Source organism: Brevibacillus brevis, assembly GCF_001039275.2.
Classification (GTDB): domain Bacteria; phylum Bacillota; class Bacilli; order Brevibacillales; family Brevibacillaceae; genus Brevibacillus; species Brevibacillus brevis_C.
This window is the reverse complement of record NZ_CP030117.1, coordinates 2680072-2692410: the sequence shown is the minus strand read 5'-3', so window position 1 is coordinate 2692410 and position 12339 is coordinate 2680072. Positions and strand designations below refer to the sequence as shown.

13 protein-coding genes and 3 tRNA genes are annotated in these 12339 nt (G+C 48.1%); all 16 read right to left on the bottom strand.

Annotation, left to right across the window (positions count from 1 at the left end; genetic code table 11):
* Positions 1-5: 5 nt before the first annotated feature.
* Positions 6-866 carry a branched-chain amino acid ABC transporter permease gene (locus AB432_RS13695; RefSeq protein WP_048032744.1) on the bottom strand — a complete coding sequence of 287 codons (861 nt, stop codon included), beginning with the start codon at positions 864-866 and terminating at the stop codon, positions 6-8.
* A gap of 27 nt (positions 867-893) precedes the next feature.
* On the bottom strand, positions 894-1595 hold the full coding sequence (locus tag AB432_RS13690; protein ID WP_048032743.1) for an ABC transporter ATP-binding protein: 702 nt from the start codon (positions 1593-1595) through the stop codon (positions 894-896).
* Positions 1579-2349 carry an ABC transporter ATP-binding protein gene (locus tag AB432_RS13685; RefSeq protein WP_048032742.1) on the bottom strand — a complete coding sequence of 257 codons (771 nt, stop codon included), beginning with the start codon at positions 2347-2349 and terminating at the stop codon, positions 1579-1581. The genes AB432_RS13690 and AB432_RS13685 overlap by 17 nt, the downstream gene beginning before the upstream one ends.
* A 12-nt stretch (positions 2350-2361) precedes the next feature.
* Complete coding sequence (locus AB432_RS13680; RefSeq protein ID WP_419178483.1) at positions 2362-3528, bottom strand: substrate-binding domain-containing protein; 1167 nt, start codon at positions 3526-3528, stop codon at positions 2362-2364.
* Positions 3529-3595: 67 nt separating this feature from the next.
* Complete coding sequence (locus AB432_RS13675) at positions 3596-4642, bottom strand: 3-oxoacyl-ACP synthase (protein ID WP_048032741.1); 1047 nt, start codon at positions 4640-4642, stop codon at positions 3596-3598.
* The gene (locus AB432_RS13670) at positions 4639-5055 is read right to left on the bottom strand and encodes a MaoC family dehydratase (RefSeq protein ID WP_048032740.1); all 417 of its coding nucleotides are present in this window, start codon (positions 5053-5055) and stop codon (positions 4639-4641) included. The genes AB432_RS13675 and AB432_RS13670 overlap by 4 nt, the downstream gene beginning before the upstream one ends.
* A gap of 10 nt (positions 5056-5065) precedes the next feature.
* Entirely contained in the window at positions 5066-6592 is a 1527-nt protein-coding gene (locus tag AB432_RS13665; protein WP_048032739.1) for an o-succinylbenzoate--CoA ligase, read from the bottom strand.
* Positions 6593-6625: 33 nt separating this feature from the next.
* Positions 6626-7231, bottom strand: coding sequence for a TetR/AcrR family transcriptional regulator (locus tag AB432_RS13660; protein ID WP_017248223.1), 606 nt, complete (start codon positions 7229-7231; stop codon positions 6626-6628).
* 197 nt (positions 7232-7428) lie between these two features.
* Complete coding sequence (locus tag AB432_RS13655) at positions 7429-8331, bottom strand: C40 family peptidase (RefSeq protein ID WP_048032738.1); 903 nt, start codon at positions 8329-8331, stop codon at positions 7429-7431.
* Positions 8332-8632: 301 nt separating this feature from the next.
* A complete protein-coding gene (locus AB432_RS13650; protein WP_048032737.1) occupies positions 8633-9259 on the bottom strand; it encodes a fumarylacetoacetate hydrolase family protein in 627 nt (208 codons plus the stop codon).
* A 58-nt stretch (positions 9260-9317) separates the two neighbouring features.
* Positions 9318-9863 (bottom strand): hypothetical protein, encoded by a 546-nt coding sequence (locus AB432_RS13645; protein ID WP_048032736.1) that lies wholly within the window; start codon positions 9861-9863, stop codon positions 9318-9320.
* A gap of 133 nt (positions 9864-9996) precedes the next feature.
* Positions 9997-10620: a VanW family protein gene (locus AB432_RS13640; protein ID WP_048032735.1), complete on the bottom strand. Its 624-nt coding sequence runs from the start codon at positions 10618-10620 to the stop codon at positions 9997-9999.
* Between the two features lie 138 nt (positions 10621-10758).
* Positions 10759-11805, bottom strand: a complete 1047-nt coding sequence (locus AB432_RS13635) for an NAD(P)/FAD-dependent oxidoreductase (protein WP_048032734.1) — start codon at positions 11803-11805, stop codon at positions 10759-10761.
* A gap of 180 nt (positions 11806-11985) precedes the next feature.
* Positions 11986-12072, bottom strand: a tRNA-Leu gene (locus tag AB432_RS13625).
* 7 nt (positions 12073-12079) lie between these two features.
* Positions 12080-12155 (bottom strand) — tRNA-Thr (locus tag AB432_RS13620).
* A 43-nt stretch (positions 12156-12198) separates the two neighbouring features.
* Positions 12199-12275: transfer RNA gene (locus AB432_RS13615), tRNA-Asp, on the bottom strand.
* Between the last annotated feature and the right edge of the window lie 64 nt (positions 12276-12339).

Below are 12339 nucleotides of genomic sequence, written 5' to 3'. Positions count from 1 at the left end.
CATGATCACCCCTTCGCTCCAAACAGGCCGGATGGTTTGATAAGCAGCACTGCCAGCATCAGCAGCATATTCACTGCCAGTGAAAGCTCTGGAACGAAGTAAGCCATAAACGAGCCAAGCACCCCTACTAAAAGCGCCGCAATCATAGAGCCTTGAACGCTTCCCATCCCTCCGACAATGACGACGATGAATGCCAGAATCGCATACTGCATACCCATTTCCGCAAAAATAACCCCCGAATACGGGGCCAGCAGACTTCCTCCGAGCGCGGCCATGCCTGCCCCCAGCAAAAAGACGAAAGTAAACACTCGTTTAATATTGATGCCGAGTGCCTGCACCATTTCCTTATCGATGACACCCGCTCTGACGATCAAGCCTAGTCTGGTTCGCGTCAATAACAGGTGCAACCCGACGTACACAACTATTCCCACTGCGATGACGAACAAGCGATATGTGATCAATATGATGTCGCCAAGCTCGATGCTCCCTTGCAAATAATCTGGTAATACCGCCCGAATGGGATTGGGGCTCCAAAATACCTTGAGCAGTTCACTTATTACGAGCATCCCGCCCAATGTCACGAGCAGTTGCTGAATGTGATCACCGTACACGGGACGGATCAGCACGCGCTCTAACACGAAGCCAAGCAGCATCCCAATGACTACAGCCCCTACGATGGCCAGAAGAAAGCTATCCGTCAATCCGAAAAGCCATACACCAGCAAAAGCTCCCCAGGCAAACAAACCACCGTGAGCAAAGTTCAATACACTCATTAAGCCAAAGATCAACGTGAGCCCGGAAGCGAGCAAGAAAATGAGTGTGCCTGTCGCCAGTCCATTTACAAGCAAATTAGTCGCGACATCCATTTCATCCTCCCCCTCCCTGTTATACGCTCAGGCAATGCCCAAATACTTTTGTCGTGTATCTGCATCATCCTTCAACTCCTGCATCGCGCCACCGCGGACAATTTTCCCTTCATCCATCAAGTAGTACTGCTCGCCGATCATGCTCGCCATCATAAAGTTTTGCTCAACTAAAAGTACGGTCGTTTTCTGCTTCATCGAATCGATGTGGAACATAAGCTTTTCCACCATGATGGGCGCCAGTCCCTTGCTCGGCTCGTCAATTAACAAGAGTCCGTTGCTGTTCACATAAGCTCGTGCAATCGCCAGCATTTGCTTTTGACCACCGCTTAAGTGCCCACTTTTCTTTTTCCAGTAGTGACGCAGATCAGGGAATAGATCCAGCATCCAAGCGAGCTTTTCTTTTTGTTCGTCGTCATTCTTTTGCATGGCGAGCCGGAACGTCTCTTCTACCGTAAAATCATGAAAAATTCCTTGATTCTCGGGCACATAGCCAATCCCCTTACGCGCAATGGAATAGGTCGGCAGATGTCCGATTTCTTCTCCTAGATAGCGGATTTGGCCATGACGTATCGGGGCAAGCCCCATGATGGAACGAAGCGTCGTTGTTTTACCCGCTCCGTTTCGACCAAACAAAACGGTAATACTGCCCGCTTGCACGGATAGCGAGACACCCTGCAAGATGTGAAACTGGTCGAGGTACGTTTCGATCTGATCAAGTTGCAGCATCATGCTTATACAACCCTCCCAAGTAGGCTGACTGCACCTGTTCATTTCGCATCATGTCAGTCGGTGTCCCCTCAGCCAATAGCTCTCCATGAAAGAGAACGACCATGTGATCGGAGAGTGATTTGACCATGTCCATCTTGTGTTCAATTAGGATGATCGTACAAGAATGGCTTTCCTTAATCGATTCGATCACCTTCAATACAGCGGGGACTTCTTCCAATGAAATCCCCGCCGTCGGTTCGTCGAGTAAGAGAACATCCGGACGCAGTCCAAGGAGCATGGCTAGCTCCAGCTTTCGTTTCTCCCCATGCGCCAGTAAGCTTGCCTGCACATCCGCCTTTTTTTCCAGCAATACCAGATGCAGCAATCGCTCGACTTCCTCAGTCTGTCGCATCTGATCTCCTTGGGAAATCCATAAACGAAACCGAACGCCCTGTGCGGCTTGCACTGCTAATCGAATATTTTCCCGCACCGTTAGCTTGGGAAATAGGTTTGTCAATTGAAACGAACGGCCAATACCCAATCTCGTTCGTGCTGCTGGAGGCAAGTGTGTAATATCTTGCCCCTTGTACTTGATCGTTCCTTGCGATGGAGTAAGCTGCCCACTTAACAAGTTAAACAATGTCGTCTTTCCTGCTCCATTTGGTCCGATGATCGACGTAAATCGCTGCTTCGGTATTCGTAGCGATACCTTGTTTATGACTGTTTGCTCCCCGAATGCTACGCTGAGGTCAACCGTTTCCAACAAGTAACTCATCACACACCTCCTCTACTTCTGGTTCCTGACAGGTGGTGCTGTCTCTTCCATCGTCATCTCCCGGACGAGTACAGGCACAGGATGATCGACTCCGTCTTTTTTCTCCAGTTTGATCGCGTACAACGTTTGCAGTGCCTGATGGTCCTCCGCCCGGAACTGCATCTGGCCCTTCGGCGTATCAAAGGTCATGCCTTCCATCGTAGCAATCAGCTTTTCCGAATCTGTATCAGCGTTGGTCTTTTTCAGTGCTTCCACAATCGCTACGGCTGCTGTCATCCCACCTGCCGTAAATAAATCTGGAATCTCGCCATGAAAACGCTTCTTGTGCTCATCGATGAGCCAATCGTTCATTTTCGTTTTCGGGAGCGAATGGTAATACACCGAGAAACCTTCCATTCCGATCATAGCCTCCATCGTTTTCAAGGCAGCGATATCAGGTGCTCCCGTAGATACCTTGATGCCTTTTTGCTGAACCTGCATATCTTGAAGCTGTTTCCACGGGGAGTTCGAGCCTGCCCACGTGATGAACACATATTCGGGTTTGGCGCTGATGATTTTTTGGATGTTGGCTGTAAAATCAGTCGTGTTCGTGTCCACGTATTGCTCTTCGATGATGACAGCCCCTAATTTTTCAGACGCGGTCTTAAAGGCTTCGATCCCTTCTCGACCGTAGGCGCTATCTTGGGCCATCGTCGCGATCTTCGTTCCTTTGGAAGCAATCGCCGCAGCACCAGCAACTGCGTCCTGCGAAGAATTTCGACCTGTGCGGAAAATGTACTTGTTCCAGTTTTTCCCGGTGATACTATCTGCTACAGCCGGTTCTACAACCATGATTTTTTTGTACTCCTCTGCCAGGGGAAGGACAGCTAGCGTATCGCCTGAGCTCGAGGAGCCTACGAGAAAATCTACCTTGTCCGTCTCCAAAAGCTTCGTCGCTTTTTGGACGGCAACATCCGGCTTCGTCTCCGTATCTTCCACGACAAACTCGATCTTTTTACCAGCGATCTCTCGCTTGCCCTCAGTTGCATAATCGAGTCCGAGCTCAAAACCTCTTGCCGTCTGCTTGCCGTAGCTCTCCAATGGCCCCGTAAGGGAAGCGAGTACACCTACCTTGATCGTATTACTACCAGATGAAGCGCTTTCATTTTGACTGCAACCAACAACAAGCACGACTGACATCGCTAGCGGGAGCAACATTTTCCATCCTCTTCTTTTCACGTCCGTTCCTCCTCAAGAGTCAAACTGTTCATTGCGATTCGGCTAACCATTCCAGTACCGTTGCAGCCCACGTATAGCCAGTTCCAGCACTGACAGCTACGACAATATCCCCTGGAGCCAGACGTCCCTCTTGCTGTGCGACATGTAGTCCAATACACGGATCGAGTGCAGACAAATGCCCGTAATGATCGAGATAGACAGCCTGCTCCTCGCGAAGTTGCAAACGTTCCAACAGCTCCAAGAACATCGAACGCTTTGTGTGCAAAGGAAGCAGCAGCTTCAAATCCTGCAAGGAACGGTTGCTTTTTGCCAATGCCTGCTCTACTACATGAACAAAATTCGGTATCGAGATGGGATCAAGTCGTTCTTTCATATCGACCGGATTCGGCACATCGATGTAGTGGAGTCTGTTTTCCACCGTTTCATGACTAGGTTGGTGCCTCGAGCCGCCTGCGGGAACCCTTATATCATCGTGAAAAGAACCATCGGTAATGACACAGCTGTGGAGAATTTTGCTCTTTGTCGCACCTCGCTTTACGAGAGCCGCTGTCCCCCCATCTGCAAAATTAAACATGAAGCGTGAGCGAGGATTGTCGTAATCGACGATTTGTGATTCCTTACAGCCAGCAACCAGCAAGATGTTTTCAATGGATGCATCTGCCGTCAGCATATCTTTGGCAACCTTCAAGGCGATTGGAAAGCACGAGCTGACGTTCATCATCTCGAAACCGTATGCGTTTGTTGCTTTAAGTTCGTATGTAATCTTCGGTGCGCTGGACCATACATAGTAATCTTTGTGCGGACTGCCGAAGTAAATAATCACGTCAATCTCAGATGGATCAATCACCGATTCGGTTAGCTGTTGGGCAGCGAGCACAGCGAGGTCTGATGCATGAAGGGTATCATCTGCGACATGCTTTTGATAAAGACCGAATTTTTCGATAATGACTCTTGTGGGGATTCCTGTCTTTTCAGCCAATCGCTCGGCTGTTTCTACTCCCTCTGGAAAAAATACGGACGTCGCTTCCACTCCGATGGTCTGCTCGTGAATCGTATTTGCATCAAAATGATTCATACTTTCGCTCCTTCCCTCGGTACGAGCATCGTCGCTGTTCCAGTCAGAACTACTTTTCCATGTTGATTCGCACATTCCGTAAGCAAGCGGATTATCCCCCGCTCTTCCTGATATTCCAACACGGTGGCGGTCGCAGTGATCGTGTCTCCAATCAATACCGGAGCCGTAAACTGAATGGTTTGCTCCTTGTAAATGGAACCGATGCCAGGCAACTGCATCCCGAGCAATCTGGACAACATGCTCGCCGTCAACAGTCCATGTGAGATACGCTGGCCAAACCGCGTGTCTTTTGCGTACTGTTGGTCGATGTGCACCGGATTGTAATCCCCACTCATTCCCGCAAATAGGACGATATCTGTTTCCGTAATCGTTCTACTAAAAGATGCTTGTTCCCCTATTGCAAATCTCGCCATGTGAATCACCTCATTGCGTAATGGAATCGCTCTTCAATCTGGTCAATGCTTGCTTGACGATTTTCCCTGTTGCATTGCGTGGCAGCTCGGTTAAAAACACGAATGACTTCGGGATTTTATACTTCGCCAGTCTTTGCTCACAGTGTACTTTGATGTGTGCTTCCGTGATGACTGCACCTGATTTGGGCACAATAAACGCCTTCGCGACCTCTCCCCATTTTTCATCGGGTATACCGACGACTGCGGCTTCCTGAACGCCATCCAGCTCACCGATGACCTGCTCCAGCTCCAACGGATAAATGTTCTCCCCGCCTGAGATAATCATATCTTTGCGCCTGCCTACGATATAGGCGAACCCTTCTTCATCAAAACGCGCCAAATCCCCTGTGTACAGCCAGCCATCCCGGATGGTCTTGGCTGTTTCTTCTGGTCTGTTCCAGTACTCCTTCATCACATTCGGACCTTTGACGAGCAGTTCTCCGATTTCGCCCTGACCCACGTCTTTTCCGTCATCCGAGATCAGGCGGACTTCACAAAACATAACGGGCTTGCCGATTGAGCCGGCTTTTCTTTTTGCATCTTCCTTCGCAATCATAAACACGGTGGGGGATGTTTCTGTTAGGCCGTATCCTTGTCCAAAAGGGAGGCCTCGCTCCTGAAAATGCTGGATGAGTTCCATGGGGCATGGAGCGCCGCCGTTGTAAAACCAACGGACGGAATCGAATGATGTGGTAGCAAATAAGGGACTTTGACGAATGGCTTCATGAATGGCGGGCACACCCATCACGATGGTGACTCGGTGTGTTTCCATTAATTGAATTGCTCTATCAGGGTCGAACTTCCCGGCGATAACAACGCGACCGCCAGCAAGCCATGTTGGGAAGGCAAACAGTCCGATTCCCCCGATATGAAAGAGTGGCAATAAGACAATCGAGCAGTCTTCTGAGGTGAGATCAAGCGCGGCTACATTGTGTACGGCGTTCCAAAACATATTTTCTTGGGTGAGCACTGCTCCCTTTGGCTTTCCTGTCGTTCCTGATGTATAGCAAATGATGTATGGATCATCTCCACTGCCGTCATCTGCCTCGGTCCTACTGTGCTGGGATGACTCACTCGGGTCATCCTGGTTACAAGGGAGCTCTCCCGGTTCCAGCCATATCATGTGCGCAATACTGGCCTTCGCCTTGATCAGCTCAATCGTGGCAGCGAATTCCGGCTGGGCACATAACACACGGATACCACTATCCTCAAACTGATAGTCTAATTCGGCAGGGGTCAAGCGGATATTAAAGGGGACGGCAATCGCACCGAGTTTGGCGATGGCAAACAGCAAGAGCACATACTCCAAACTGTTCTGGGACAAAATGCCGATCCTGTCTCCCTTTTTGACCTGTAGCTCATGCCGTAAATAGTTGGCAAGACGTTGGATCTGCTCATTCATTTGCTGATACGTAAGTGATTGATCGTTGGCAATCACTGCGATCCGCGTCGGAGTGATTCGGGCTCGCTTTTCAATCCAATAAGCAATTCCGTGCATGAACTCTACTCCTTTGCCTATAAAATGGATCGGTTACGGCTTGGCAGCAATCCCTTTCATAATCATCGACATGGCTGTTTCTAACACCTCTTCCGGTACGTCTTCATTTTCCCAGTAAACCCAACGCATCCCGATGAATTGTCCGATCGACATGAGACAATAAGCCAGCGTCTCATGATCCATCTCCCGAAACGCACCTTCGTTCATAGCGTTTTTCAGACTTCGTACGTACCCCGCTGCCAATTTGGCGTAATACCAGCGATACAGCTCCTGATCGACGAGGGCAGCCTGTTGAATAATGCTGTACATGTTGCGATGATGTTTAATCCAACGAAAAAAGGCCAGAAATCCCAGGCGCAAATTCTCTTCTTGTGTGGTCGCACCCATGATCGCTTCTTTGATCGTTGAACGAAGCTCTCTGCTCAGCTGCCTGATCAATTCATCATAAATCGCTTTCTTCGACTCAAAATAATTGTAAAACGTTCCTTGGGACACCTGTGCATGCTGTGTGATCAAGACGATAGACGCATCATAATAGCCCAGCTCACCAAACACATGCTCTGCGGCATCCAGTATTTTTTTGCGGGTCTCCTGTCCTTTTTTGGTTAAAACAGGGGTAGGCAGACTATTTTCTGACACCTGAATCACCTCTCAGTTTTTATTATATGTATAATTCAAAATATTACAACACATTTCTCGATGTTCATTTTCAGCGAACGGAAAACGGTATGATTCCCATTGGCAGAAATTGACGCGAAACGATCTGTACGAACAAACGTCATATATATTACAAAAGCTCCCATGCGAATGCACGAGAGCTGAAATGGATTTGATGCTTAAATGACGCGCTTGATTTTAACTGTGCGCTTTTCCCAATTCGTACCATCGTACTTGGAATAAGTCACACCAGGACTACCGTACGTGTGCAGGATTTTCCCATCGCCTGCATAAATAGCTACGTGTGTAATCCGATCAGAAGAACTGGTTACCGATGCCTTCATGAAGATCAGATCACCTTTTTGCAGATTGCTCTTGGAAACAGATTTCCCCACAGTAGATTGCTGGCGGGAATCGCGCGGCAATGTAATGCCCGCTTCTTTAAACACGCGTTGTGTAAAGGAAGAGCAATCGAATGTTTTGGTCGTACTGCTGCTAGACCCGTATTTGTATTTTGTGCCCATATACTTTTCGCCATTTTTAATGACTTGGTCGGCAATATTGCTTACCGGCTTTTCTGGCTTGCTAGGCGTATTCTCTGAGGAATTGCTATCAATAACACGACGAGCCCCTACAAATTTGTTGCTGTACTCCGAATATTTTTTTACAACTACCTCGTCTTCCCCTTTCGAAGAATAAACGAATTGATCACTGCCTATGTATATTCCCATAAAGGTTGGGCTGCCGCTTCCGCTAGAAGCGAAGAACACCAAATCTCCTGGCACCACGCTTTTTTCGGATACTTTCGTCCCAGTCTTGTACAGGCTAGAGATTGTGCTCCCGATGGAAATCCCTACTTGTTTGTAAGCATACGTAGCCAGCTCCGCTGATCCGAATTGCTTCGGTCCCTTTGCTTTGTACTCGTAATCCTTCCCGATCAAAGAAGTAGCAATATTTGCAACCTCTGACTGTTTTGAATCTTGTGTCTTAGCGGCCACTACTCCAGCTTGACCACCCATTAACAGGGACGTACTCAGCATGACTGCTACTGTTGACTTCATTACCCAATCTCGTTTCGTCACTTTCTTTTCCTCCATGTCATGTTGTGGCACCCGTCTTGGGTACATGGACAGAATAGCGCAGGAGGAAACAGGAGGATAAGACCGTAAAATTTTCCAATGATGGAATTGGTAGCATGGGACTAGTCAGAAAACAAGGTGTAATGTAGGCGGTTGCTACTTCTTAGTTCCATGGAACCATAAAAGTTACAAAACGGTATCAAAGATGATTTTCTTCGCAAAAACCCGCTATATTGCTGGCTCGAACTCCAAACAAAAACCATCTTCTGCATGTTTCTGTCAGAAGATGGTTCTCTATTTGTACCTATTTCATGTTCGCCGTAAACTGTCCCCAGGTCTCTTCTCCCCACTTGAGAGTCAGGACATCTCCATCCGTAACTGGGCCTACCCCCGCTGGCGTACCCGTGTAAATGATATCCCCTTGATCCAGACCTAGATTTTCGGAAATATAGGCCATAATGGTTTGCAAATCAAAAATCACATCACGCAGATTGCCGCGTTGCACTTGCTCTCCGTTTTTCAGCAAGGAGAAATCCGTTTGGTGCAGCTCATGGATACCAGGGAAAGGATGAAACGGCGTCAAAATTGCTGAATTTTTAAACCCTTTTGCCAACAACCATGGATGCCCTGCTTTCTTCAGCTCGCTCTGAACATCCCGCAAAGTAAAGTCGATTCCGAGTGCTATTTTGTCAATCATTTCGTCAAGTGTAACCCCAGCCTCATACGGTCTCGCGATGTGAATCACTAGCTCCGCCTCATAATGGAGCTCTCCACGAGATGCCGGAAGCTCAATCGCCTCGCCATTTGCCATTGCAAGCGCATGTGTTGGCTTATCAAAGATCATTGGCTTGGTTGGCACATCGTTCCCCAACTCTGCAGCATGCAATCGATAGTTTCGACCGATACAGTAAATATTTTTGACTGACTCCATTTTGTCCTCTCCTTTGGCGGCTGTCTCTTTTTTCACTATATCATGGCTGCATGGCGTATTACAGCTTGTCTTGTTCGTCCTCTTCCATGCAGTTTCCATAGCCAGGCCAAAGACGGGCATTTCCTCGCGCTTCTACTTCAATCACGGTATCACAAATAGATTCCAACGCACTCTCCAAATCCAGCTCTTGCTCAGAGCTCCAGGAAAATTCGTAATGGAAAATCACTTGCTGCTCTGTCGCTTCGGAGAGGACAAAGGCAAACCGTTGTTGTTGTTCCACGACATACTTTCTGGCTTCAACCGTCGCTTCTACCGAGAACAAACCATCCCATTCAGCAACTATATATGTAGAAGTAACATCAATCCACAGGGAGGGAGTATCATTCGTCCGCCGGAAAATAACAGAGTCCTCCCGATAAAACCCGTAGCCAGAGGGCAGCGCACCTGAGAGCTTAAATGGGATTCCTACCGGCAAATCATGTGGCTTCAATGCGTGGACAAGTCTCCCAGGCAAAAGATAACACCCATCCTGTTGGCGATCTAACCGTTCTCCCATGACGAGAACCTCTTGATTGTGTGAATCACCTGTCACCTGAACGAACATCACGGCACCTCCCTCTAAAACAGTATGGTCAGGAATGCATGACTCAAAACCAAGGCAACATCCATTTTTTTCCTGACAAAATACCGAAAAAAACAGGGTTCATCCATAGGATGCCCCCTTTATTCCTTCTAAGTTACGCACGTATGATCGCAATCACAATATGTTCGTCATCGTATGATTTTGCTTTAATTTTCACAGGGAAATCATACAGGTTGGTGAATTTAAAATCCTTATAACCATAGGCTACTGTAGCATCTTGACCCAGAGGTACGTATCCTACTGATTTGCTGTGGTTATGCCGTTCCACCATGATCATCCCCGCTTCAGCAGCGGCATTGTAAAGCGTGCTGGAAACCTGACAAATCCCGCCTCCATAGTCATCGGCGAGCTGGCCATTCTGAATAACGCCGGCCTTTTGCCAACCATCCTCAGACAAATTCGAATTTCCCACTATTTCATTGAAAGAAAACACCTGTTGCGGCTTGATTTTTTCATTATGAATCTTGCTCAATGCTTGCTTGATGTTATGTTTACGCGCATCTGTGCTGTTTTTCATCGAAGAGTAATAAAACCCGAGAACCTCCTCTTCCTTGAGGTCCATCTTCTCCACATACTTTTCCTGTAACTTTTCCTGCAAGTCGATCGCAGGAGATAACGGGTCTACTTGTAACGCCATTGCATGCTCAGGCGCGTAGTTCATACCTAGTGAGAACACAAGTGCCACTGTCGCTATCGGCCAATGCCGAACTTTCTTCATTTCTACTTCCTCTCCCACATTTGTTGATCGATTTATATATAGCCTGTCATTGTTATTACACCTTGCCACTAACAATGTAACGTATGGGGAAAGCGACAATCAACCTGCAAATGTTGGGCTTTTTGGCCTACAGCAGTTCTACTCGTCGTCCTCATCCATAACCCCAAGGGCTTTGTTCTTTTCCTTAAAGCGCTGGTTATGGGAAGAAACATAGGCCATCCGATCTGCTACCGGGTCTATGTGCAATTTGGCACTGTTTACAGCCACAGCAGCATCTGTGAATGCTCCCGCGATCAACGTAATCTTACTGTCGAAGCTCGCAAAATCTCCCGCCGCAAAAATACCTGGCAGATTCGTTGCCAGGCGAGGACTGACAAACACGTTCCACTCATCCATGTCCAAGCCCCACTCTTTAATCCCGGTGAAATCGGCCTTCAATCCGTGATTGACGATGATGGCGTCTACATCGATTTGCTCCGTCTCGTCTGTCTCCAAATGACGTATCGTCACTTTATCGATCGTTTCTTTGTCTGAGCTTTGCAATTGCATGACCGCATATGGGGTGCGAACGATCGCAGATGACTCTTTCATGCGCTTTACATTCCGCTCATGTCCACCAAATACATCACGGCGATGCACGACAGTTACGGACGCTGCGATTTGCACCAGTTCGTTTGCCCAATCGACCGCGGAGTCCCCGCCCCCTGAGATGAGGACGTGCTTCCCACGGAATGGCTCCAATTCCTGCACCGTATAATGAAGATTTGTCACCTCGTAGCGCTCGGCTCCTTCGATCTCCAGCTTTGCCATTTTCAAAATGCCTCGGCCCAAAGCCATTATGATCGTGCGAGTCCAATGTCGTCTCCCCGATTTTGCAACGAGTATGTACGTGCCATCTTCTTGTGGCTCCAGTCCAATAATCGCCTCGCCTAGCACGATGGTGGGATCAAATGTCTTTGCTTGCTCCACCAGATTGGCAACCAGCTTTTCACATAGTTGTGGGGGTACACCGCCCACATCCCAGATCATCTTTTCTGGATAGATCAACATTCGTCCACCGAGCTCTTCTTTCGCTTCAATGAGTTTCGTCTTCATATCGCGCATTCCGCTATAAAAGGCAGCGTACATACCCGCAGGGCCACCGCCAATAATGGTTACATCAAACAGCTCCAACTGTTTTGCCACAACTACCCCTCCACCGTCTCTCATGTTTGTTTATGAAACATCAAAAACAACATTGAAAATGAGATTCATTATCACATTGTGATTGTAATGGAAAATGGAGGAGGATTCAACATTCAAGAAAAAATAAAAAGGCTCGTAATTAGCTTCATCAGCCAATTTACGAACCTGTTGTTTACCATATGGTGCGGTCGAGAGGACTTGAACCTCCACGGTGTTGCCACCACTAGAACCTGAATCTAGCGCGTCTGCCAATTCCGCCACGACCGCATAAAAATGGTGCCGGCAATAGGACTTGAACCCACAACCCCCTGATTACAAGTCAGGTGCTCTACCAATTGAGCTATACCGGCACATTACGAGAAACTATGTAATTCGCACATTCTAGTAAAAGAATGGCGGAGCTGACGGGACTCGAACCCGCGACCTCCGGTGTGACAGACCGGCGTGAACTCCAACTTCACCACAGCTCCATGTAGTTTTGTCTCCAGCTTGCGGCGACTTCTGTAATATAGCACGTTCCTGTCTCTTGATGCA

Coding starts and splice junctions, on each gene's coding strand:
- AB432_RS13680 (WP_419178483.1), bottom strand. CDS start 3,528: ATGTCAGTCGTGCTTGTTGTTGGTTGCAGTCAAAATGAAAGCGCTTCA.
- AB432_RS13685 (WP_048032742.1), bottom strand. CDS start 2,349: ATGAGTTACTTGTTGGAAACGGTTGACCTCAGCGTAGCATTCGGGGAG.
- AB432_RS13695 (WP_048032744.1), bottom strand. CDS start 866: ATGGATGTCGCGACTAATTTGCTTGTAAATGGACTGGCGACAGGCACA.
- AB432_RS13645 (WP_048032736.1), bottom strand. CDS start 9,863: ATGTTCGTTCAGGTGACAGGTGATTCACACAATCAAGAGGTTCTCGTC.
- AB432_RS13690 (WP_048032743.1), bottom strand. CDS start 1,595: ATGATGCTGCAACTTGATCAGATCGAAACGTACCTCGACCAGTTTCAC.
- AB432_RS13650 (WP_048032737.1), bottom strand. CDS start 9,259: ATGGAGTCAGTCAAAAATATTTACTGTATCGGTCGAAACTATCGATTG.
- AB432_RS13675 (WP_048032741.1), bottom strand. CDS start 4,642: ATGAATCATTTTGATGCAAATACGATTCACGAGCAGACCATCGGAGTG.
- AB432_RS13665 (WP_048032739.1), bottom strand. CDS start 6,592: ATGCACGGAATTGCTTATTGGATTGAAAAGCGAGCCCGAATCACTCCG.
- AB432_RS13670 (WP_048032740.1), bottom strand. CDS start 5,055: ATGGCGAGATTTGCAATAGGGGAACAAGCATCTTTTAGTAGAACGATT.
- AB432_RS13640 (WP_048032735.1), bottom strand. CDS start 10,620: ATGAAGAAAGTTCGGCATTGGCCGATAGCGACAGTGGCACTTGTGTTC.